Here is a 20507-nt window from a genome sequence, read left to right as displayed (position 1 = left end):
TTTGTATTAATCTAGAATATTCATCAAAGAGACTTTCAAACGAATAAGCTACAGAAAGGTTACTATACGAATACATAATGTAGAATCATATAGTAACCTTTCTATTATGATAACACTTTCGTCATAAGAATATGTGGAATTCCATCTTCCATAAATACGTCGGAAGAAGTTTGATAGCCTAATTTTTCATAAAACCCTTCAGCTTGTGTTTGACCGTGTAGTTTAACTTTGTTTGCTTCTTTGTTACGAGCAATCTCTTCTAACTTTTGAATGATTACTTTGCCTAATCCGTATTTGCGATAGTCTTTTAAAATACAAATTCTTTCTAGTTTACCCATTCCGTCAACGAATCGTATACGGCCAGTTCCTACAGGAAGTTCATTATAATAAACTAATATATGTTTGCATGCCTCGCCAATTTGGTCATATGTATCGAATTCATCTTCAAGAGGGACACCTTGTTCTTTTACAAAGACTTCTTTTCGAATGTGAAAGGCAGTTTCTAAATCTGTAAGTTCTGTTATAAGTTTGGATTGCAAATTGTTCAGCCCTTTCTAGTGTGATATGAATGTGTTTTCATAGTATATCATACTGTAATGCTATAAAAGAAAAAACTGACTTGCAAAAGTCAGCCTTTAAAATGCTTAATATTCTTTTATACCGTTTTTTGTTCCGATGATCGCTTTGCTCGTCATATTGATAAATAATCCTGTTTCAACTACACCGGTAATCATCTTTAACTCTGTATGTGTATCATTTGGATTCAATATTTTGTTTGGAAAAATACAATCAATAATTAAATTGCCGTTATCAGTTATAAATGGTCCGCCATCTTTCATACGTAAACGCGTTTCGCATCCTAAAGATTGAATTCTCTTTTCAGTTTGCTTCCAAGAGAAGGGGATGATTTCAATAGGAAGTGGAAAGGTACCTAAATGTGAAACGAGTTTGGATTCATCTGCAATAATAATAAGTTCTTTAGAGGAGGTGGCAACAATCTTTTCGCGAAGTAATGCACCACCACCACCTTTTATTAATTGTAAATCATTATTGATTTCATCTGCTCCATCAATTGTGAGATCAAGTATATCAATTTCATTTAAAGAGATTAGCGGAATAGATAATTGTTTTGCTAATACTTCAGTTTCTTTTGATGTCGGTGCAGCTTGAATAGATAACCCTTCTTGTACACGGTGACCTAATTTTTGTATCGTCCAATATACGGTTGAACCCGTACCAAGTCCAATCGTCATACCATCTCTTACAAAGCCAGCAGCATATTCGCCTGCAAGCTGTTTTAAATTCATCATTTTACTCCGCCGGGCGTGATCCAGCATCTAAACCGGAATTTTCAACTGTAAGTATAGGGCGAACGGTAATATCTTTATGTACACGCATTTGGCACGATAATCGTAAGTGGTCTTCAATTCCTTTTTCCGTAATAGCTTGTTTTTCATCATTTGTCGCCTCACAAAAATCACCTGCAATGACTTCAACTCTACAAGTTGTACATCTTGCTTTGCCACCGCAACGATGAAGAATGTGTACACCGTTATCTTCAAGTGCTAAGACTAATTTCGTTCCTTCTTTAATATCGAAAGTTCCGGTACCTTCCACTGTTAATTTTGGCAAATTGATTCCTCCTCATGTAAAATGCTATATAACATATTTATGACCCGTATTCATGAACATAAACATAAAATTAATTATAAGCCCCGTAACTTTTTTATTTGTTCAATCGTTTATTAAGTAAGCGCTGAAAAGGAGTGGTTATTTTGTGCACAAAAGTAACTCAGGTTTTAAAGGATCATATCGATATGAATCATTCAAATATAAATTTTTTAATTACACATTATGCAGAGGTAAAAAGATACTGTACGTTTTTGACGAAAAACAAATGGGATGGGGAAGACCTTGCCCAAGAAGCAATTTGCAAAGTTCTTCAAAAGTATAGTGAGAAGGAAATTTGTATAACGCTTCTGTATAAAATTGCTCGAAATCAATGGTTAGATCAAATGAAATCAAAATCCGTTCAAGAAAAGTTAGAACAGCAAAATACATTTGAAGAACCACATGGAAAAATTGCAGATTTGCATGAAATGGTAGGGAAAGTATTGTCTTCGTTAAATGTGCAACAATCCGTAATTTTATTATTGAAGGATGTTTTTCAATATAGTATCGCGGATATTGCAAAAATATGCTCTGTATCAGAAGGGGCAGTGAAAGCATCTTTATTTAGGAGTAGAAATAGGCTGAAAACTGTAAATGAAGAAGGCATTGAAATAGTCGAGTACACGGATGATGTTGAAATCGTTGTAACTTCTATTCGAGAAGAAAGACCTGAATTGTTGACGAAACTTCTCCCAACAATAGATTTCACTAAGTTACCATCAATACAACCAGTGTTATTCTTCAGTATGAAACAATCTTCTTCTTACAGTTGTATGCTTAATGCGGCATAAAACAGATGGAGGGATTTATAATGAGTGTAATTCCTTACGTAATAGAACAAACGAAATTAGGAGAACGCTCCTATGATATATATTCAAGATTATTAAAAGACCGAATTATTATGATTGGTTCAGAAATTAACGATCAAGTTGCAAGCAGTGTAGTAGCACAATTATTGTTTTTAGAAGCGGAAGATGCAGAAAAAGATATATTCCTGTATATCAATAGTCCGGGTGGTTCAACGACAGCGGGATTTGCAATATTAGATACGATGAACCTTATTAAACCAGATGTGCAAACACTTTGTATGGGCTTTGCGGCATCGTTTGGTGCGCTTTTACTATTAGCTGGCGCAAAGGGAAAAAGATTTGCGCTCCCTAATAGTGAAATCATGATTCATCAACCGCTTGGCGGTGTAAAAGGGCAAGCGACGGAGATTGAAATTACAGCAAAAAGAATATTAAAGTTAAAACATGATATTAACAAAATCATATCTGATCGAACAGGGAAACCAGTTGAAAAAGTAGCACATGATACAGAAAGAGATTATTTTATGACGGCAGAAGAAGCGAAGGAATATGGAATTGTCGATGCAGTTATTGAGAAAAAATAACATAAAACAGGCTAGAGAATATACTAAATTCTCTAGCCTGTTTTTGTCATTCTTTATTCTTTTATCCATTCATCAACTAAAGCTTGATTCTTTTTTATCCATTTTCGAGCAGCTTCTTCTGGATCTTTCGTTTTATTTAACATGACCATTAACGTACCAAGCTGTTCATCGTTCATTTTCCATTGATCAAAGTATTTCACGATATCAGGATGATCTTTTTCGAAACCTTTACGAACGGAGTAATAAATGTCATCTTTTTCACCATATACTTTCTTAGGGTCTTTTAAATATTTTAAGTCAAATTCTGAAAAGCCCCAATGTGGATTCCAAAGCGTAACAGCGATTGGTTTCTTTTTCGTATATGCCTTCTTGAGTTCGCTCATCATCGCAGCTTCTGAAGATTGGACAAGTTTTAATTTTATATCATATGCCTTCATTGCTTTATTCGTTAAATTCATTAGGCTACTACCAGGTTCAATCCCAACAATTTTATTATCTAGCTCATCTTTATGTGCATTTAAATCTTCAATACTGTTAACGTTTTTCACATAAGAAGGGACGACTAAACCAAGCCCAGTACCTTCATACCATTTTGATTTTAAGACGAAGTCATCTTTGTAACGGGCATTTAATGGTTTATCCGTAACAGGAAGCCATACTTCTAGATTCGCATCAACATCACCACGTGCGACGCCAGTCCATATCGCAGCTTTTTCTAAATACATGAGTTCAACTTTATAGCCTTTTTCTTCTAATAAAACTTTCCACATATTTGCGGTTGCGATATTTTCTTTCCAACTTGTTACACCAAGTTTAATTTTTCCTTTCGAATTTGCATTTGTTGCATTACAAGAAGTGAAAATCATACTAATAAATAGTAACAGACTTATAATCCATATTTTTTTTCGCATTCAAAACCTCCTGTGAAGCTTTTGCTTTTTATAAATTAATCTATAAGTGAACCTTCTTATTATGAACGGAAACAAGAATTTTTAAAGAAATCTTATATATGTCATTTTTATGTAATATTTCTCTGTAAAATCGCAACACTATGTAAATAGATGGGTAGAAAAGGAGTAGTGACATGGATAATACAAAGGTACGTGTTGAAAATGTAACAAAAGTCTTTGGGAAACATCCGCAACGAGCGCTTACCTTATTAAAAGAAGGAAAAAGCAAATCGGAAATTTTAAAGGAGACAGGAATGAACGTTGGTGTGAAAAAGGCAACGTTTGAAGTATACACTGGAGAAATTTTCGTTATTATGGGTTTGTCTGGTAGTGGGAAATCAACGCTAGTTCGAATGCTAAATCAATTAATCAAACCGACAGCCGGGCATATATACATAGATGGTGAAGACATCGCAACGATGGGAAAAGAAGAATTGCGAAGAGTAAGAAGGACGAAAATGAGTATGGTTTTTCAGAAGTTTGCTTTATTTCCACATCGTACGGTAATACAAAACGTTGCGTACGGGTTAGAAATTCAAGGAGTTCCAGTAGAGGAACGAGAAAATAAGGCGTTAGAATCGCTACAGTTAGTAGGACTCGATCATCATAAAGATAATTACCCTAGTCAACTTAGTGGTGGTATGCAGCAGCGTGTTGGAATTGCAAGGGCACTAACGAATAATCCAGATGTATTACTAATGGACGAGTCATTTAGTGCATTAGATCCACTAATTCGAAAAGAAATGCAAGATGAATTGTTAGAGTTACAAGATAAAATGGAAAAAACAATTATTTTTATTACACATGATTTAGATGAAGCTCTTCGAATTGGTGATCGTATCGCATTAATGAAAGATGGAGAAATTGTCCAAATTGGAACACCGGAAGAAATTATGATGAGCCCTGCAAATGAATTTGTAGAGAAATTCGTGGCGGATGTGAATTTAGGAAAAGTAATTACGGCAGAATCTATTTTAAAAAGACCAGAAACGTTATTAATCGATCGTGGGCCGCGTGTAGCTCTGCAAATTATGAGAAATGCAGGTGTTTCTACGGTATATGTTGTGAACAAAAAGTATGAGTTTTTAGGTATTTTAACAGCGGATGATGCAAGTAAAGCAATGAAAAAACAATGGCCAATTGCTGATTTATTACTTAACGATATTCCACACGTTTATCTAGATACATTACTGGAAGAAACGTATGCAAAAATGGCGGAGATGAAATATCCATTACCCGTAATTGATGAAAAGAAAAGGTTGAGAGGAATTATTAAACGTGAAAGTGTCATTCAAGCTCTTGCAGGTAACATTGAGGAAGAGGTGAAAGACGATGAATAATATTCCGCGCATTCCATTAGGCGAATGGGTCGATTCATTTGTTGCAAGTTTATATGAGCACTTTGAAGGCTTGTTCCGAGGATTCTCCTATATTATCGGTGGATTTGTTGATTTACTCACTAATTTTTTAACAATAATACCAGCCATAGTGATGATTATCATCTTATGTTTCCTCATTTGGTACACAACGAGGAAATTATCTTTAGTCATTTTTACGCTCATCGGATTATTATTTATTTTAAATATTAACTACTGGGCACAAACGATGCAAACATTAGCGCTCGTACTTACGTCAGTTATTATTTCAATTATTATCGGAATTCCCATTGGCATTTTAGCATCTCAAAATGAACGTTTCTCAAAATTTTTAAAACCGACATTAGATTTTATGCAAACAATGCCGGCATTCGTCTATCTCATTCCCGCGATAACATTTTTTGGAGTAGGCGTCGTACCAGGCATTATTGCTTCCGTTATTTTTGCTATGCCACCGACAATCAGATTTACAGACTTAGGAATTAGACAAGTTCCAGAAGATTTAATTGAAGCTGCGAATGCGTTTGGCTCTACCGCATCACAAAAATTATTTAAAGTACAATTACCGCTCGCAACCGGAACGATCATGGCTGGCGTGAATCAAAGTATTATGCTTTCGTTATCAATGGTTGTAACAGCTTCACTTGTAGGAGCGCCAGGACTTGGCGTCGATGTATATCGTTCTGTAACACAAGTAAATATCGGAATGGGATTTGAAGCTGGACTTGCTATCGTCGTGATTGCGATTATATTAGACCGAATTACGCAAGGGTTTTATACAAAAAGAAAATAATTCAAAAAACACACTTTATACTACAAAGTGTGTTTTTTGAATTCGAATTACATCCGAACAATAACAGAACCTCCAGCTGGTGCACAAACTTGGTTTTGCTGTTGTTCCATTGATTTTATTAATTGATTATTTTCTTTGATTAATGAGATTAATTTAGCTAATTGGCTTTCAAGGCTTGCGATACGCTGCATCATGTATTGCGAATCATAATGCAGTGTATTCCTTACTGGATGGGGGGGGGAAGCATATTGTTGATTTATATTTGGATTCCAATGAGGATACATTTGAATCGTTCCTCCTTCAATAAATTACTGATCTTTCTTATAGTAAATGCCTATGTATATGTAATGGTGACTTAAAAATTCTTTCAAACGAAGAGGATTATGTAGGGGGAATGGAAAAGTAATAAAGTACATTTTCTGGAAATTTTCAAGCGGAATAGCAAATATATTAGGAGACAGCAACGTTCATGTAAATGGATATTATATGGGGAGAAATTATGAGAGGAGATGCTATTTTGGCTAATAATAAAAAAAGAAATGATGCTATGACAATTGGTGTCGCTATAGGTGTTGTAATCGGTGTAATTCCTGGTGTATTTAATGATAATATAGCAATCGGAATAGCGATTGGGATTGCAGTTGGAATGGGGATTACGCTTTTGAAGAAATAATGAGTTGTAAATTATTTTAATGTGAAAATTCTCATTTCAAGAGATTGAATTTTCGGAATATAAAACCTATTTTTCCTTTTTTTATGATATTATATATGCAAAGGATGGTGATGGATATGCCAATAAACAATCAAGCAGAACAAAACTGCTTCATTTGTGAAAAACATAAAGGGAACATTACAGTTCCAGGTGGAGCTATTTACGAAGATGAACTCATTTACGTTGGACATGTCCATTGGGATGCAGAAGAAACATATCTTGGTTATGTAATGATTGATATAAAGAGACATGTACCTGGTCTCGCTGAATTAACTGAAGATGAGGCAAAGGCATTCGGACTGATAACAAGTAGAGTAAGTAAAGCGCTTAAAGAAAGCAAAGGTGCAGAACATATTTACAGTTTCGTTTCAGGTAATGGTGTACCACATTTGCATATGCACATTATTCCGCGTTATCCAAATACACCAAAAGAGTTTTGGTCACCGACTGAAGTAGCAAATTGGACTGGTGCACCACATGAAGATTCAGAGAAAATTAAAAAACTATGCGAAAGAATACGAAAGTATATGGTGAATGAGTATGCATACAACAAATAATACACAATATTCATGGGTTGGAAGTAGGGAAATGTGTTTAGACGAAGTTTCAGTAAAGCAATATGGTGATATCGTACTTGGTAAATACGGCGGGAATATAAGTGCCGGAGCAAAAAAGAATGAAGACGGTGCATTAGTTTTGTCGAATGGTGATTGGGAATTCGCCGTTATATTAGACGGACATAATAGTACAGAAAGTGTTGAATTAGTAGTAAATACAATCCAAAAAGAATATGAAAATATAGAAGTGATTATGAAAGAATCAATTGAAACCGTATTTCGATCTGTTGAAAATTATATACTTACGATATTTCAATCCCGCTCATTTAAAGAAAAGTGCGAAAGGGTAAAAGGTGAAACTGCTTGCTTAATATGCGTAAGAAAAGAAAATTACATATGGTGGCTTTCCATAGGTGATTGCTTAGTTTATGTATTTCATGATGAATTACATAAATTAGGACAATATACATTGAATCAACGCCACTTTTACGAATGGATTGGAAATGTAAACACATTTGATTTACCCGTTCCTTGCTATTCATCAGGAATTCGTGAATTACGTACTGGAAAGAATCGAATTGTATGGGGTATTAGAATGCGGGGAACGCCGTTATGAAACTCCATTAAATCTTTATAATGATATGAATGGAAATAATGTAGAGCTTAAAGAACATGTTCACAATGTTTTAGAACACGTTCATCATCAATTAGGACGAGATAGTGCGACCATTATTAGTTGGGACCTAGAAAACAAAACAAATGCTACGTATCCGAGTGATCAGCCGGAGAAAATTAAAGTAAAAAAATAAAAAGGAGAGGGTTTTCTGTCCGTTACAAAAATATCCTTATTAATTTTATGGGTGCTATCTTTATTGGTTTTTGAAAGAATAGCGAGAAGACAGTTAAATATACCGAAACAAAAAGGATGGAATAACCAATATGTGAATGATACACATAAGTGGGGAAATAGAATTATCATTTCCTCTTATATAGTTGTTATTGCTATAAGCACTTTTCTTCCAAATCGTATATATATGGGCTATGTACCTCTTTTATTTTTTATTACGTTATATGGATTTCAATCATATATGGAGTGGAAATATGATAAGGAATCGCGGGAGTTTTTGATTTCATTATTAGGAGTTGTAGCATTAATAATAACAGGGTTCATACTATATTTCTTCCTTTAATATAGTATAAATTTAAAGGAAGAGGGAGAGAAGAAATGAAAAACCCTTTCTTACGTGCAGAATCGATCATTTTTAATGAAGATCATTCAAGAATACTCGTTCAATAACCGTTAATATAGTCCACTTTATTTTAAACAATTCAATGAAGTAATAGGAGGAATGATATTGAGAACCTATACATTTTGGATTATAATTTTTGTGTTTTGTATAGCGGGCTACTTTTTGGATCGATTTTTAAGAAAAAAATTGAATATGCCAAAGAGCGGGTTTTGGGGATATAATAAATATGTAAATAGCTTACATAAAAAATTGGAAATAGGACTGCTTTTTGTTTATTTAATAATTAGTTTTATTTACATCTTTAAATTCGAAAGCACTAATATTTGGTTTATCATTTTCACTTATTTAGGGGTTACGTGGATCCTAAGGACATGGATGGAATGGAAGTATGATAGAGAATCGAAAGAATATATTTTTTCGATAATTGGATTATTTGCATTTATTTTTATGACTTCGATGCTATTTTACTTCGTTCCACCTGCTGCATAATAAAATGATTATTGATGGTACAAATAATGAGATAACTAATTAATAAGAAACCATTCATCTATACATGAATGGTTTCTTATTATGTGTACGAAGTTCGGTCTTCGCAATTTAATCATTTATTTTAGCCAATATGGATTTAATGAAATTTGTTTTATCCTCTGCATATTTATGCTTATCATTAGGGTTAGCTGTTGAAAGTTGAATCTTTAACTGTTCATACTGCATACGAGAAGTTTTATTGTCTATTAAGCAATCTCTGAATTTTAATTGTTCTATTAAATATGGATTCCCTTGTTCATACATATGAATTTGATGAGTTCTTGGCTCACCTTTATTGAAATAATACCTTTCGGGTAATACATCTTTTCTATATTTATAATTTAATTGTTCTAGGTTCGTAATACATTTTAGACCACTTTTGGAATCTCTTAATTCCATCGCAATATCAATAATAGGTTTTGCGCTTAAATGCGGGATGGAAGTACTTCCAATATGGTGTATCGCTAAAATATATTTTCCAATGTGTTCCTCAATTAATTGTTTTTCTTTTGAAAACTCAAATTCCCACTCTTCGGACCACGGAACTAAAAACACTTTACCATAGGGTAAACCTAGCATTTAATTAGCACCCCCTTACATATTTTTTCAATAAAGTTACTTACATCTTCTTAAAACTCCTCAATACAAGAAACTCCCACAATCTCCAAGGAAGAACCTTCTTCGCAAAGATCATAAATTTTACACCTTTCCCAATTGGGTATCGTAATGTAGTACGCCTTGCTTCAGCAATTTCTACGATTTTATTTGCAACATCCATCGGATTACCAAGTGTATCGTTGCCATTGTTTATGTGCTTTTGTATTTTATCCATATATTCTTTGTAAGGAGAGGTTGTATCAGATTGGTTTTCAGCTAATTGTTTACCAACTTCCCATATGTTCGTGTTATAAGAACCAGGTTCAAGTAAGGCAACGTCTATTCCGAAAGGCTTTACTTCTAAGCGAAGGGATTCACTCCAGCCTTCTAATGCATATTTTGAAGAAACGTAAGGAGATAGACCAGGGAATCCTACTTTCCCGCTAATACTGCTTATATTAATGATTTTTCCGCTTTTCTGCTTTCTCATATATGGTAAGACAAGTTGCGTGATGGATATAGCTCCAAAAAGATTTGTTTCAAATTGTTTACGGTAGTCCTCCACTGGGATTTCTTCGATAAAGCCCCCATTTGCATATCCTGCATTATTTATGAGAATGTCTATTCTGTTTATTTCGTTTAAAAATAATTGGAAGTTATGTATAGAACCTTGATCTGTTACATCTAATTGTTGAACTTTTATATTTTGTTGTAAGTCGAGTTTAGTAGCTTGAGATATTAAGTCTATTTGTTTCTCAAGATTGCGCATTGTAGAAATGACAAAATAGTCTTTTTTTGCAAGTTCAAGTGCCGTTAAAAGTCCGAATCCACTTGATGCTCCTGTAATAATCGCGATTTTTTTATTCATTGTTCGCTCGCTTTCTTTTTCTTTTATCATAACGAGTTATAAAGAGAAAATCTATTTATTGTATAAAGATATTTGATATAATTGAAAATAATTATCAATTAAATTTTGGTTTTTACATAAAAGGAGTGTGGGTTTCATGGAGACTAACGGTTTTCATGATATTTTTCATAAATATTTTTATGGTTTACAAGTTGTAGAGGAAAGACATATGAATGTTCCAAAAACAATAGGTATGGGTGAAATACGAAGATGGACTTCATTTTCAGGTATGGAAATTGTGTTATCAAATTATCAATTTCATAATAACCATCGCATCCAGTTTGCATCTGATGCAGCAATGGTGGAGCTTAATTTTTGTTTACAAGGGTTCGGAGGAGTGCAAGTTGGTCATTCTTCGTATGAATTAATGACTGGAAATAGCTATTTATATTTTATGAATGATTTTGATGTAGTATTTGAATATGAAAAAGAAACGCCTCTATATTCATTAGCGATTGGGATTCCTGTACAATTGTTTAATCATTTCATGATGAATAATGCTATTGAAAAAAGTCTTGATTTTCATTCTATATTAGGAAATCAATCTTTTAAAAAGTTTCAAAATCCAATTGATTCTATAACATCTAATCTTATTAAGAGAATGATAGAGCATCCCCAAAAGGATCGTATTAGTCAACTAGAATTAGAAAGTAAAGCGCTCGAATTGCTTTCTATACATTTGGGGAGAGTGTTGCTTAATGATTGTGACGCAAATAAAAGGAGTCAATTATCAAAACAGGATTTGAATAAAATAAAACAGGCTGAAGAAATTTTACTTCAACGAATGGAATCACCCCCATCATTATTAGAATTAGCTAAAATAGTAGAGTTAAATGATTATAAATTAAAAATTGGGTTTAAAGAATTATTTGGGATGTCCACATTTGCATATTTACGAGAAAAGCGTATGGAGCATGCGATAGATTTACTGCGTTCGGGAAATAGTAATGTGACCGAAACGGCATTTGCAGTTGGATACAATAATGTCAGTCATTTTTCAGAGTTATTTCGTAAAAAGTATGGAATGAATCCATCAGAATTTTTACGTATTTATTAACGTAAAACAGGAATAATCCGCTATACCGTAAATTCCTCCGTCATTTGGTAGTTGCTTTTTGTAATGGTCATTATAATTACAAACAACATCCAATTGGAAATAACTTTTTATGGAGGAATTTAAATGAAAGAACGGAATGAAAGTCATTTTTGGATATTTGTATTAACAGGAATGTTTCTTATTATAACAACGACGGGTTTTGCACGTATGGCATATGGAATTATATTGCCGTTTATGCAAGAAGGACTCCATTTATCTACAGCTCAAGCAGGTATGTTAGGAACCATACTCTTTTTAGGGTATTTATTAACAGTCGGAACATCTGGAATACTTACTATCCGTTTTGGAGCAAAATCAGTTTTATTAATAGGGAGTTGGCTCGTCATTATAAGTTTAATAGGATTAGCATTTGTCTCCTCATTTTGGATAGCCTCTATTTGTATGTTATGTGCTGGAGCTGGTAGTGCCCTTGTATATACACCACTCATGTCAATAACAGTAGGATGGTTTCCAGAAAAAAGAGGAACTGCAATGGGGCTATTATTAAGCGGTGCTGGCATAGGCATGCTATTTAGTGGAATAATTGTTCCTTATATAGTACGTGCATTTCCAGAGTATAGTTGGCGTGGTTCATGGCTTTTGTTTGGAGTTATTACATGTATTGTTGTATTCGTTGCCTCAATTGTTTTGAAAAATCCAGAAGTTACTGAAGATGAGGGGGAAAGGAATAATAAGTCGTTTTTATGGAAAACGAAAGAGCTATACATCATTGCATGGATGTATTTTATTGTGGGCGTTGTTTATTTAATTCCAAATTTATATCAAACTAGTTTTATGATTAATAATGGTATTTCGGCATCAATTTCGGGAACAGTTTATGCGATTGCAGGAATGTTTTCAATCGTAGGAGCTCCTGTCTGGGGATTGATTTCGGATCGGGTTGGTATAAAGAAGACGTTATGTATTGCACTTTTATTAGCTGTAATAGGTGATATGATTCCAATTATATTTGGACATACAATTGGCTTTATCATGTCGGCAATTATTTGGGGTTCCAGCCTCGGAGGTATCCTTTTATTAATTCAAGTTGCTGCTTCAAAGCAAGTATCTCCGAAATATGTCTCAATGGCAATTAGTTTTATATCCGTTTTCTATGCAGTTGGTCAAATGATTGGACCAGGACTTGCAGGATGGATTATCGGGGAAAGTGGATATACAACAGCTTATGGATTAGGTGCTTTTGGTTTCTTTATGTGCATATGTTTGGGATTAAGGCTAAAAAGAGGGGATCTGGCAAACTCAGCGTATATAGAGAAGTGAGTATTGTCTTGAAATGAATCTTTTTAATGGGGGGAAGCAAAGTGTTCCATGTTAAAGACGTATTAGCAGATCAGTTATTAGCAAATGCGAATGATCCCAGTTGGTATATTCCATTTTCAGATGCAGTTAAGGATTTATCTGAGAGAGAAGCTTTCTGGAAACCGAATGAAGAGTGTAATAGTATAGCTGAAATTGTACAACATTTACTGTATTGGAATACGACGTGGCAAACTAGGTACAAAGAATCAAATGTTAATGCTGTGCCCGCTATTGGTGATAATAACAAAAGTTTTATGCTTTCAGATAATCAAACATTTGAAGAGTTAAGAGAAAAACTATTAGAGAAACTGTTACAATGGCAAAGTCTCATAAATGAAGACAAGGTTGAAAGTGATGTAATTGGATTTCCTGTATCTGCGAAGTGGTGGGAAGTATTAGCTAATGTAACGACTCATAACGCGTATCACATTGGTCAAATTATTTACATTCGGAAATTACAGAAGAGTTTTGATGATGAATAAGATAATAATTCTCTAATTTTATTTGAAGCAAATTATGAAGCATTATTGCAGGCGGTAGGACATGCTGTGCATGCTTGAAGGTAGAAAGACCAGTCTAAAATGACTGGTCTTTCTACTATTTAATAATATTTAAGTAGTAATATGTGTGAAACTATATAAAAATGTAGTTCCACCTATTCAATTAAAATGCCCTGTTGCTATTTGATTTCAATTGCTGAAGTAATATCGTTCCAATCCGCAGCTAAATTAGCAGTTTGACCATACCAATCAGAGTGTCTAAAGGAGACACCTTTTCCATATCCTTGAGTTGAAGAATGTTCCCATAGCGTTGTTGAATAACTTGCAGAAGGTGAAGCTGTACTTACAGAAGAAATTCTGTCGTTCCAGCTAGAAGGTAGGTTTTTAAAGCCACTGCTCCAATAAATATACTGTCCACCTTTATTTTGATGCTCATAAAAATCGGTACTACCAGCACCACTACCTAAAGGGTTAATTTGATTTTTAAGTGCCTTTTTATCCTTTTCAATAAAAGCATTCAATGTTTCTCTGCTAGTAAAACCATAAGCTAACCAATCTCCATTTTCATTTTGCTTAGGTAGTACCATAGTAATTTGGATGTCTTTTTTTGATTGATCGCTTAATTTTGTGAATGAATTAACATTCTTTTCATCAACTTTTAAATAATCAAATGATTTAATTGTATTATCTTTTTCTGCAGCACTTACTACTCCTAATCCTCCAGTTAATGCAAAACCTGCTACTAATGTCCCTGCTACTAATTTCTTCAACATATAACCATCCCTTTTTGTTTAGATTTTTGTACAGGAAAATCTTGTACAAGTAAAATGTAATCTAGTTTTATAATTTTGTAAATATTCTGAAGTTTTAGAAATAATAAACAGAATATTAACAGTTTTACATTTTCTTTTTAGAAAAAACAGTTATTAGAATGATATAATAAATAGATTAATTACTTTTTTGGGATATAAATATATTTTAGGAGAGATGTCTTTGAAATATTTCACAAAAGATTGGTATAAAGAAATGCAAATTTCAGGATTTGTAAAATTCATAGAGTCGATAGAAGAATGGGAAGAGATGGAGAAAGAGTATAAACAAAGTTTGAAAGAAGAATTATTAAAGTTTCTTCCTGAGTCACTGCATCCGTATATTCATAACAACACAATTAATTCAGAATGTCCGCTCGATAAATTAAAGAAATTTTTGCTGGAGTGGAACGAGGATTACGAGAAAAGAATAACTCATTTAGATCAATCCTATATAGAACACTTTAATTTTATTAAGAAAAATCTTCCGTCAAATGTCATTCAACTTCATGAGTTCTCTCTACATGATAGTGATGTTCTCTCAGCAGAGAGAACATCAAAAGATACACTAACTATATTTTTGGATTGTAGTGGTACTTTTAGTGATTTCGATAAACTTCAAGTAACTTTTACAGGTGTGACGAAATGTTCTATGCCGGAGAATTTTGAAGGTGCTTGGTGGCTTTATCATGAAATAGAGCTTACTGAAGATGGTTTTGAATTGGGTGTTTTATTTGATTGTCCATTTAAAGAGGTGATAATTTGTGCAGAGGATGTACAAATCGAAAAGGGATAACCCTGTATGGTGCATCACAAATGTTTGACACGATAAAAAAATAAAGTTATTGTAGATACACGAAGTCTACAATAGGAGTCTACAATATGAAATATTCTAAAGCTACAAATTATGCTCTTCATACAATGCTTTTTCTTGCAAAGGCTACACCAAATAAACTCGTTAGTGTTCATCAATTAGCAGAAATGCAAAAAGTTTCACCTACGTACTTGTCAAAAATATTAACAAAGTTGACTAAGGAAGGCATGATTCATTCATCCTCAGGACCTAAAGGTGGTTATTCACTTAGCAGTAATTGGGAAGATATCTCTTTTTTAGATATTATACATGCTATTGAAGGGAAAACATCATTATTTGAATGTTGTTTGCATCATGAACCTGGATGTGTAATAAATGAAGTAATGCTTGAAGCAGAGGGGAAAATGGAAGAAGAGCTAAGAAATCAAAAAATAGCAGATCTTACGAAGAAAATAACGGTGGATTTTTGATCTGCTTTTATTTTTTAAAGATATTAAAGATAATAGAGCTCTTTAATACCTTTAATATAAATGTTAATTATTGGAGGGTTTTTATTTATGAAATTTATTGATTGTGCTGTTATAGGTGCTGGTCCAGCAGGGCTTAATGCAAGTTTAGTTTTAGGGAGAGCTCGTAAACAAATAGCGTTATTTGATAATAAAACGAATAGGAATCGTGTAACGCAAAAGTCTCACGGATTTATTACACGTGACGGGATTAAACCAGAAGAGTTTAAGGAATTAGGATTAAATGATTTGAAGAAGTATTCATCGATTCATTATTATGAAAAAACAGTTTTAACGATAACGAAGCAATCCACTGGTTTATTTGAAATTGTGACATCGGATCATACAAAATATTTGGCGGAAAGAGTTTTATTAGCAACGGGTATACAGGAAGAATTTCCATCCATTCCTGAAGTACGGGAATTCTATGGAAAAAGTTTATTTAGTTGTCCGTATTGTGATGGATGGGAATTAAAAGACCAACCTCTTATTATTATTTCTGAAAACGAAGATTATACGTTGCATATGACAAAATTAGTTTATAACTGGTCTACGGATTTAGTAATCGCAACAAATGGTAATGAGTTAAGTAAGCCTTTCATGGATGAACTGTGTAATAAAAATATAAGAGTTATTACAGAGCCTATTCGTTCACTACAAGGTGAAGAGGGTTATTTAAAGCGAGTAGAGTTTCATTCAGGTTTGCACATTGAAAGAGCCAGTGGATTTATAGTACCTACTTTTTTTAGGCCAAATCAATTTTTAGAACAACTTGGTTGTGAACTGCAAAGTAATGAAACTTTTGTAATAGATGATTTTGGTCGTACTTCAGAAAAAAATATTTACGTAGCAGGAGAAACAACGACTCAAGGGCCATCGTCATTAATTATTGCTGCATCACAGGGAAATAAAGCGGCGATTGCTATTAATAGTGATATTACAGATGAGCGGTTCTAACTAGCATTTAGAAGGAGGAGAAGAAGATGAATAACATGTGGGATGATCAATTTAAATCGGATGAATATTATTATGGGCAAGAACCTAATACGTTTATTCAAGAACAAGCATTTCGTTTGGCAAATTATAATAAAGTAATAGCTTTCGCAGAGGGAGAAGGTAGAAATGCTGTTTTTCTAGCAAGAAAAGGCCTCGAAGTGACTGCTATTGACTACTCTGAGAGTGGATTAGAAAAAACAAAAAAGTTAGCCGAGAAGTATGACGTAAACGTGCATACAAAAAAGGTAGATTTATTAACTGATAGTTTACCAGATAATGAATTCGATGCGGCAATTATGGTATTTGGACATTTTCATGCTGACAATCAAAAAATGGTATTGAATAAAATGATTTATACGATTAGGCCTGGTGGATTAATAATGTTTGAAGTTTATTCGAAAAAACAATTAAATTATGGTACTGGTGGGCCAAAAGATATTGATATGCTGTATGATCCAATTGATATTCTTACTTGGTGTGAAGGGCATGAGGTTATTCATTTCTTTAATGGAGAACAAGAGCGAATTGAAGGGAAAGGACATACTGGCTTAGCTCATGTTATTCAAGTTGTTATTAGAAAATCAATATAAATGTTATTGGAAGTTGAATACTTGAATGTAAAAAGACCAGTCATTTAAGACTGGTCTTTTTATTTAGATACTAGATTATCAAGCTTCCAATATGTATTTATTAATGGAGCAACTTTACTATCTATGTACAAATACATATTATTTAAATCTTTTGGTGAATTTTTCATATTAAATACAATGTCAGTAGTTAAAGAGAAATCAGATGGAACCTTTTCAGCATTCTCATTTTGTATAAATTCACCTTCATATTTTTCACCAGTTTTTTCATCTTTTATGAAATATTTTATTTCTGTAAGATCTATTGTTTGTCCGTCAGCACGAGCATTATTAATTGTAACACGAGCTGTAAGACGCCACTCTTTGTCTATTTTTTCAAATTTTGCATTTTCAACTGTTGCTCTATAGTATCCGTTTTTAAATATTTCCCCATAATGCATTGCATTCTTTTCGAGAGCGCTCTTTTCTTGTTTTGGTGTAGCACTGCTATTACATCCTGCCATGATTCCTGTAAATATTAATGCTGTACAAGTTACCTTAATTAAAGATTTCATAGTAATTCCTTTCTGTATTGAAAAGTGAAACATAGGAATAATTTTACATCAGCAGGAAAATAAATGGAAGTTTTTTTGTGGAATATGCAAATATGCATGTATTTGGTATTAAAATTAATGAAATAGAAAGAGAGAAAGAACCCGCATAAAGCTGGGGAAATAAGAATTGAAAATATTGTAAAACGGAAGAAACGTGCATATAATTAACATGAAGTTTAAATTTCAGAATCTTCAATAATGGTGGTGATAACATGTTTACTGAAGAGCGTCGAGAGAACATTTTAGAATTGCTTAAGAAAGATGGAAGAGTAGTCGCAAAGGATCTTGCTAAAATATTTGATATGTCTATTGATTCTATAAGGAGAGATCTATCTATTATGGAGAAAGAGGGGTTATTAAAAAGAACGCACGGAGGTGCAATTGAACTTGCAAGAGTGAGGAACTTAGCCGTAGAGCCATCTAAACGTTATAGTAATGGCTCTATATATGAGGACGCAATCGCTAAAGTTGCTGCATCTTATATACAAGAAGGAGATTCCGTTTTTATTGGTGGGGCTTCAATTCATTGTGCCATGTTAAAATTTTTACCCGAAACATCATTCACAGTTATTACGAATTCTATAGAGATAGCTAGTTCGTTACGAGAATATAAGAACATAGAAGTGTATTTAATTGGTGGTAAGGTAAAACCTTCAGGAAATATTACTGATACACTTGCCTCTGAATTGATTAATAGTTTTACTATTGATCTTTATTTTTCTACAGGTGGTGGAGTTTCATTACATGGTATAAGTACTGCAACACCGGAAGTTGCTCATTTTGGAAAAACAGTAAGCAAAATCGCTCGAAGAAATATTTGTTTAGCTCCTCATAATAAACTCGGAATAGACTGCTTTATAAAAGGAGAGTCACTTAAAGAAATTGACCTTATAATAACAGATGAAGAGGCTAGTAAAGAAACTATTCAAGAATTTGAGAAACAAGGTAAACAAATTGTAATAGCGCCAATAGACTGCATTTAAAAGGAGTTTGAAATGATTATAAAAGGACAAGAGTTTCATATAAATGGATTAACTTATACAGTTCGTTCTGCAGCTGAGACAGATGCAGAGCAGCTATCGAAAATAAGAGTACAAATCGATGGAGAAACTGAAAATATGGATAGAGAAGAAGGTGAGGGATTTATAGATACGAAAGGTTTCCAGGAAATAATAAAAATGGATAGTGAAAAAACGAGAAATCTCTTTTTAGTTGTGGAAGTTCATAACCGTATCGTTGGATTTTCGAGATGTGAAGGATCGGACTTAAAGAGATTGTCTCATAAAGTAGAGTTTGGCATTTGTATTTTAAAAGAGTTTTGGGGATATAGAATGGGTAAGAGCCTATTACAACAATCTATTAATTGGGCTGATGCAAATGAAGTGAAAAAGATAGCGTTACAAGTGTTAGAAACAAATGCAAAAGCAATTCAGCTTTATAAAAGATTAGGCTTCGAAGTAGAAGGCATTCTGAAAAATGATAAGAGGCTGTCGGACGGTAAGTATTACAATACGTTTGTAATGGGTAGGGTGAATAGTACTTTTCATAAAAGAGGTGAAGAAGTATGTTTTACAGAAGGAAGTACTATGTAGTAAAAAATGAATTCATAAAAATATTTAATGATCATTTCAATGATACTAATTTACCTAATCAATTAAAACATGGTTCGCGTTTAATAGGACGCTGGATGAAAGATAATAATGATGGTACGACTGATGTATTTGCAATATGGGAATATGATAGTTATGAAGATTATGAAGAAATTGAAACTAAAGTTAGAAGTGATAAGATGCATGTTAGAAGAATACATGATTGGTATGAAAAGCATGGCGGGAAAGAATATGTTTTACGAGAGTACATAATAGAGATGAAAAATGAAGAGTTACTATGTACTGTAAAATGATAGGGAGTGAAGCCTAATGGAGATTAAAACGAAATTATATATTAGTCTAGCATCCACTATTTTATTCGCAATAGCGATGATAATTTTCTTTATAAATAACAATCCGCAAAAGTGGTTTTGGTTATGTATTTTCTTTGGATCTATTATACAAAATATAGTGCTACTAAAAAAGAATAAAGAAGCGCATTGAAATATTCGAATTTTTAACATACTCGTATCTTTTTCTAATTATGTTGAAAACACTATTTCTCCTGTTCGATTGAGTCTTCACATCATGGGTAACTTCAATTGCCCATGCGATTAAACGTGAATTAGCATTCAAATACATCAAAATAAACTATATTTAATTCACCGCTTTTTAGATGAAATTGCTAGTGATGGAGAAGTTGTTATTTGTAATCAATTTTCAAAATATAAATGGACGGGAAATATGCGAAACGTAAATATCATTTTATTACAGACAATGATGGGAAATCAAAATAAATTGAGTTACAAAATGGAAATGTTTCATTAGCTGCAAAACTATTAGATGTGCCACGCAGTACGTTTTATAAACGTATGCAAAAATTTAGGCTATAAAAGTAGATTTTTGTAATCTACTTTTTCTTTATGGGCTCACGTTCTGTCGGAATGTGCGCTTGCCAGGGAA

The 20507-nt window shown here is 33.3% G+C and carries 28 protein-coding genes and 2 pseudogenes; 21 read left to right on the top strand and 9 right to left on the bottom strand.

The window, feature by feature from the left end; translation table 11 throughout:
- Positions 1 to 104: 104 nt before the first annotated feature.
- The 3 genes from CQ058_RS02885 to CQ058_RS02875 form a co-directional block, all read right to left on the bottom strand.
- On the bottom strand, positions 105 to 539 hold the full coding sequence (locus CQ058_RS02885; protein ID WP_002189834.1) for a GNAT family N-acetyltransferase: 435 nt from the start codon (positions 537 to 539) through the stop codon (positions 105 to 107).
- 105 nt (positions 540 to 644) lie between these two features.
- Positions 645 to 1307, bottom strand: a complete 663-nt coding sequence (gene rpiA, locus CQ058_RS02880; RefSeq protein ID WP_002136714.1) for a ribose 5-phosphate isomerase A — start codon at positions 1305 to 1307, stop codon at positions 645 to 647.
- Between the two features lie 4 nt (positions 1308 to 1311).
- The gene (locus tag CQ058_RS02875) at positions 1312 to 1632 is read right to left on the bottom strand and encodes a 2Fe-2S iron-sulfur cluster-binding protein (RefSeq protein WP_002189833.1); all 321 of its coding nucleotides are present in this window, start codon (positions 1630 to 1632) and stop codon (positions 1312 to 1314) included.
- A 143-nt stretch (positions 1633 to 1775) separates the two neighbouring features.
- On the opposite strand from CQ058_RS02875, the gene CQ058_RS02870 reads away from it, so the two are divergent.
- Positions 1776 to 2462, top strand: a complete 687-nt coding sequence (locus CQ058_RS02870; RefSeq protein ID WP_002127730.1) for an RNA polymerase subunit sigma-70 — start codon at positions 1776 to 1778, stop codon at positions 2460 to 2462.
- Positions 2463 to 2482: 20 nt separating this feature from the next.
- Positions 2483 to 3064, top strand: coding sequence for an ATP-dependent Clp endopeptidase proteolytic subunit ClpP (gene clpP, locus CQ058_RS02865; protein ID WP_002189832.1), 582 nt, complete (start codon positions 2483 to 2485; stop codon positions 3062 to 3064).
- Between the two features lie 53 nt (positions 3065 to 3117).
- Here clpP and CQ058_RS02860 read toward each other — a convergent pair whose 3' ends face one another.
- Positions 3118 to 3975 carry a glycine betaine ABC transporter substrate-binding protein gene (locus CQ058_RS02860; RefSeq protein WP_002189830.1) on the bottom strand — a complete coding sequence of 286 codons (858 nt, stop codon included), beginning with the start codon at positions 3973 to 3975 and terminating at the stop codon, positions 3118 to 3120.
- 173 nt (positions 3976 to 4148) lie between these two features.
- Here CQ058_RS02860 and CQ058_RS02855 point away from each other — a divergent pair, with 173 nt between their 5' ends.
- Positions 4149 to 5354: a quaternary amine ABC transporter ATP-binding protein gene (locus CQ058_RS02855; protein WP_002013036.1), complete on the top strand. Its 1206-nt coding sequence runs from the start codon at positions 4149 to 4151 to the stop codon at positions 5352 to 5354.
- Complete coding sequence (locus tag CQ058_RS02850; protein ID WP_002127727.1) at positions 5347 to 6183, top strand: ABC transporter permease; 837 nt, start codon at positions 5347 to 5349, stop codon at positions 6181 to 6183. Before CQ058_RS02855 ends, CQ058_RS02850 begins: the two co-directional genes overlap by 8 nt.
- Positions 6184 to 6230: 47 nt before the next feature.
- Here CQ058_RS02850 and CQ058_RS31430 read toward each other — a convergent pair whose 3' ends face one another.
- Positions 6231 to 6467, bottom strand: a complete 237-nt coding sequence (locus tag CQ058_RS31430) for a hypothetical protein (RefSeq protein WP_142396325.1) — start codon at positions 6465 to 6467, stop codon at positions 6231 to 6233.
- A gap of 215 nt (positions 6468 to 6682) precedes the next feature.
- On the opposite strand from CQ058_RS31430, the gene CQ058_RS02840 reads away from it, so the two are divergent.
- From CQ058_RS02840 to CQ058_RS02820, 5 genes and pseudogenes are all read left to right on the top strand, one after another.
- Complete coding sequence (locus CQ058_RS02840) at positions 6683 to 6856, top strand: glycine zipper domain-containing protein (RefSeq protein WP_002085128.1); 174 nt, start codon at positions 6683 to 6685, stop codon at positions 6854 to 6856.
- A gap of 104 nt (positions 6857 to 6960) precedes the next feature.
- Entirely contained in the window at positions 6961 to 7452 is a 492-nt protein-coding gene (locus tag CQ058_RS02835) for an HIT family protein (RefSeq protein WP_002032677.1), read from the top strand.
- Positions 7436 to 8261, top strand: a pseudogene (locus tag CQ058_RS02830) (PP2C family serine/threonine-protein phosphatase). The gene CQ058_RS02835 and the pseudogene CQ058_RS02830 overlap by 17 nt, the downstream one beginning before the upstream one ends.
- A gap of 63 nt (positions 8262 to 8324) precedes the next feature.
- Positions 8325 to 8642 (top strand): DUF4181 domain-containing protein, encoded by a 318-nt coding sequence (locus CQ058_RS02825; RefSeq protein ID WP_002013042.1) that lies wholly within the window; start codon positions 8325 to 8327, stop codon positions 8640 to 8642.
- Between the two features lie 165 nt (positions 8643 to 8807).
- Positions 8808 to 9191: a DUF4181 domain-containing protein gene (locus tag CQ058_RS02820; RefSeq protein ID WP_002142055.1), complete on the top strand. Its 384-nt coding sequence runs from the start codon at positions 8808 to 8810 to the stop codon at positions 9189 to 9191.
- Between the two features lie 108 nt (positions 9192 to 9299).
- Here the strand turns inward: CQ058_RS02820 and CQ058_RS02815 are convergent, their stop codons facing one another.
- Entirely contained in the window at positions 9300 to 9809 is a 510-nt protein-coding gene (locus CQ058_RS02815; RefSeq protein WP_002189826.1) for a GrpB family protein, read from the bottom strand.
- Between the two features lie 40 nt (positions 9810 to 9849).
- Complete coding sequence (locus CQ058_RS02810; RefSeq protein WP_002189825.1) at positions 9850 to 10695, bottom strand: oxidoreductase; 846 nt, start codon at positions 10693 to 10695, stop codon at positions 9850 to 9852.
- Positions 10696 to 10831: 136 nt separating this feature from the next.
- Between CQ058_RS02810 and CQ058_RS02805 the strand changes: the two genes are divergently transcribed.
- The 3 genes from CQ058_RS02805 (at position 10832) to CQ058_RS02795 (ending at position 13632) form a co-directional block, all read left to right on the top strand.
- Positions 10832 to 11791: a helix-turn-helix domain-containing protein gene (locus tag CQ058_RS02805; RefSeq protein ID WP_002065832.1), complete on the top strand. Its 960-nt coding sequence runs from the start codon at positions 10832 to 10834 to the stop codon at positions 11789 to 11791.
- 123 nt (positions 11792 to 11914) lie between these two features.
- On the top strand, positions 11915 to 13111 hold the full coding sequence (locus tag CQ058_RS02800; protein WP_002189823.1) for an MFS transporter: 1197 nt from the start codon (positions 11915 to 11917) through the stop codon (positions 13109 to 13111).
- Between the two features lie 41 nt (positions 13112 to 13152).
- Positions 13153 to 13632: a DinB family protein gene (locus CQ058_RS02795; protein ID WP_002189822.1), complete on the top strand. Its 480-nt coding sequence runs from the start codon at positions 13153 to 13155 to the stop codon at positions 13630 to 13632.
- A gap of 197 nt (positions 13633 to 13829) precedes the next feature.
- Here CQ058_RS02795 and CQ058_RS02790 read toward each other — a convergent pair whose 3' ends face one another.
- Positions 13830 to 14423 (bottom strand): hypothetical protein, encoded by a 594-nt coding sequence (locus CQ058_RS02790; protein ID WP_000914462.1) that lies wholly within the window; start codon positions 14421 to 14423, stop codon positions 13830 to 13832.
- A gap of 220 nt (positions 14424 to 14643) precedes the next feature.
- Between CQ058_RS02790 and CQ058_RS02785 the strand changes: the two genes are divergently transcribed.
- From CQ058_RS02785 to CQ058_RS02770, 4 genes are all read left to right on the top strand, one after another.
- Positions 14644 to 15255, top strand: a complete 612-nt coding sequence (locus tag CQ058_RS02785; protein ID WP_002189820.1) for a DUF4085 family protein — start codon at positions 14644 to 14646, stop codon at positions 15253 to 15255.
- 86 nt (positions 15256 to 15341) lie between these two features.
- Entirely contained in the window at positions 15342 to 15743 is a 402-nt protein-coding gene (locus tag CQ058_RS02780; RefSeq protein ID WP_002032693.1) for an Rrf2 family transcriptional regulator, read from the top strand.
- An 87-nt stretch (positions 15744 to 15830) separates the two neighbouring features.
- Positions 15831 to 16736, top strand: a complete 906-nt coding sequence (locus tag CQ058_RS02775; protein ID WP_002192858.1) for an NAD(P)/FAD-dependent oxidoreductase — start codon at positions 15831 to 15833, stop codon at positions 16734 to 16736.
- A gap of 26 nt (positions 16737 to 16762) precedes the next feature.
- On the top strand, positions 16763 to 17365 hold the full coding sequence (locus CQ058_RS02770) for a class I SAM-dependent methyltransferase (RefSeq protein ID WP_002189817.1): 603 nt from the start codon (positions 16763 to 16765) through the stop codon (positions 17363 to 17365).
- A gap of 59 nt (positions 17366 to 17424) precedes the next feature.
- Here the strand turns inward: CQ058_RS02770 and CQ058_RS02765 are convergent, their stop codons facing one another.
- Complete coding sequence (locus tag CQ058_RS02765) at positions 17425 to 17916, bottom strand: hypothetical protein (RefSeq protein ID WP_002032698.1); 492 nt, start codon at positions 17914 to 17916, stop codon at positions 17425 to 17427.
- Positions 17917 to 18167: 251 nt separating this feature from the next.
- Here CQ058_RS02765 and CQ058_RS02755 point away from each other — a divergent pair, with 251 nt between their 5' ends.
- From CQ058_RS02755 to CQ058_RS02740, 5 genes and pseudogenes are all read left to right on the top strand, one after another.
- Positions 18168 to 18938, top strand: coding sequence for a DeoR/GlpR family DNA-binding transcription regulator (locus CQ058_RS02755; RefSeq protein ID WP_002032700.1), 771 nt, complete (start codon positions 18168 to 18170; stop codon positions 18936 to 18938).
- Positions 18939 to 18950: 12 nt separating this feature from the next.
- Entirely contained in the window at positions 18951 to 19547 is a 597-nt protein-coding gene (locus CQ058_RS02750; protein ID WP_002032702.1) for a GNAT family N-acetyltransferase, read from the top strand.
- Complete coding sequence (locus CQ058_RS02745; RefSeq protein ID WP_002189815.1) at positions 19520 to 19858, top strand: NIPSNAP family protein; 339 nt, start codon at positions 19520 to 19522, stop codon at positions 19856 to 19858. Before CQ058_RS02750 ends, CQ058_RS02745 begins: the two co-directional genes overlap by 28 nt.
- A gap of 16 nt (positions 19859 to 19874) precedes the next feature.
- Positions 19875 to 20048 carry a hypothetical protein gene (locus CQ058_RS31675; RefSeq protein ID WP_002032706.1) on the top strand — a complete coding sequence of 58 codons (174 nt, stop codon included), beginning with the start codon at positions 19875 to 19877 and terminating at the stop codon, positions 20046 to 20048.
- 201 nt (positions 20049 to 20249) lie between these two features.
- A pseudogene (locus CQ058_RS02740) lies at positions 20250 to 20437 on the top strand (helix-turn-helix domain-containing protein); the annotation flags it as partial.
- Positions 20438 to 20507 lie beyond the last annotated feature (70 nt).

The sequence above is a fragment of the Bacillus sp. MYb56 genome, from assembly GCF_002976445.1.
Lineage (GTDB): Bacteria > Bacillota > Bacilli > Bacillales > Bacillaceae_G > Bacillus_A > Bacillus_A mycoides.
The sequence above is the reverse complement of the archived record's forward strand: the minus strand, read 5'-3'. Positions and strand labels throughout refer to the sequence as shown.

Bases quoted from the DNA above. Each gene is read 5' to 3' on its own strand.
- rpiA (WP_002136714.1), bottom strand. From the start codon at position 1,307: ATGAATTTAAAACAGCTTGCAGGCGAATATGCTGCTGGCTTTGTAAGA.
- clpP (WP_002189832.1), top strand. From the start codon at position 2,483: ATGAGTGTAATTCCTTACGTAATAGAACAAACGAAATTAGGAGAACGC.
- CQ058_RS02860 (WP_002189830.1), bottom strand. From the start codon at position 3,975: ATGCGAAAAAAAATATGGATTATAAGTCTGTTACTATTTATTAGTATG.
- CQ058_RS02855 (WP_002013036.1), top strand. From the start codon at position 4,149: ATGGATAATACAAAGGTACGTGTTGAAAATGTAACAAAAGTCTTTGGG.
- CQ058_RS02850 (WP_002127727.1), top strand. From the start codon at position 5,347: ATGAATAATATTCCGCGCATTCCATTAGGCGAATGGGTCGATTCATTT.
- CQ058_RS31430 (WP_142396325.1), bottom strand. From the start codon at position 6,467: ATGTATCCTCATTGGAATCCAAATATAAATCAACAATATGCTTCCCCC.
- CQ058_RS02840 (WP_002085128.1), top strand. From the start codon at position 6,683: ATGAGAGGAGATGCTATTTTGGCTAATAATAAAAAAAGAAATGATGCT.
- CQ058_RS02835 (WP_002032677.1), top strand. From the start codon at position 6,961: ATGGTGATGGATATGCCAATAAACAATCAAGCAGAACAAAACTGCTTC.
- CQ058_RS02815 (WP_002189826.1), bottom strand. From the start codon at position 9,809: ATGCTAGGTTTACCCTATGGTAAAGTGTTTTTAGTTCCGTGGTCCGAA.
- CQ058_RS02810 (WP_002189825.1), bottom strand. From the start codon at position 10,695: ATGAATAAAAAAATCGCGATTATTACAGGAGCATCAAGTGGATTCGGA.
- CQ058_RS02805 (WP_002065832.1), top strand. From the start codon at position 10,832: ATGGAGACTAACGGTTTTCATGATATTTTTCATAAATATTTTTATGGT.
- CQ058_RS02800 (WP_002189823.1), top strand. From the start codon at position 11,915: ATGAAAGAACGGAATGAAAGTCATTTTTGGATATTTGTATTAACAGGA.
- CQ058_RS02790 (WP_000914462.1), bottom strand. From the start codon at position 14,423: ATGTTGAAGAAATTAGTAGCAGGGACATTAGTAGCAGGTTTTGCATTA.
- CQ058_RS02780 (WP_002032693.1), top strand. From the start codon at position 15,342: ATGAAATATTCTAAAGCTACAAATTATGCTCTTCATACAATGCTTTTT.
- CQ058_RS02775 (WP_002192858.1), top strand. From the start codon at position 15,831: ATGAAATTTATTGATTGTGCTGTTATAGGTGCTGGTCCAGCAGGGCTT.
- CQ058_RS02770 (WP_002189817.1), top strand. From the start codon at position 16,763: ATGAATAACATGTGGGATGATCAATTTAAATCGGATGAATATTATTAT.
- CQ058_RS02765 (WP_002032698.1), bottom strand. From the start codon at position 17,916: ATGAAATCTTTAATTAAGGTAACTTGTACAGCATTAATATTTACAGGA.
- CQ058_RS02755 (WP_002032700.1), top strand. From the start codon at position 18,168: ATGTTTACTGAAGAGCGTCGAGAGAACATTTTAGAATTGCTTAAGAAA.
- CQ058_RS02750 (WP_002032702.1), top strand. From the start codon at position 18,951: ATGATTATAAAAGGACAAGAGTTTCATATAAATGGATTAACTTATACA.
- CQ058_RS02745 (WP_002189815.1), top strand. From the start codon at position 19,520: ATGTTTTACAGAAGGAAGTACTATGTAGTAAAAAATGAATTCATAAAA.
- CQ058_RS31675 (WP_002032706.1), top strand. From the start codon at position 19,875: ATGGAGATTAAAACGAAATTATATATTAGTCTAGCATCCACTATTTTA.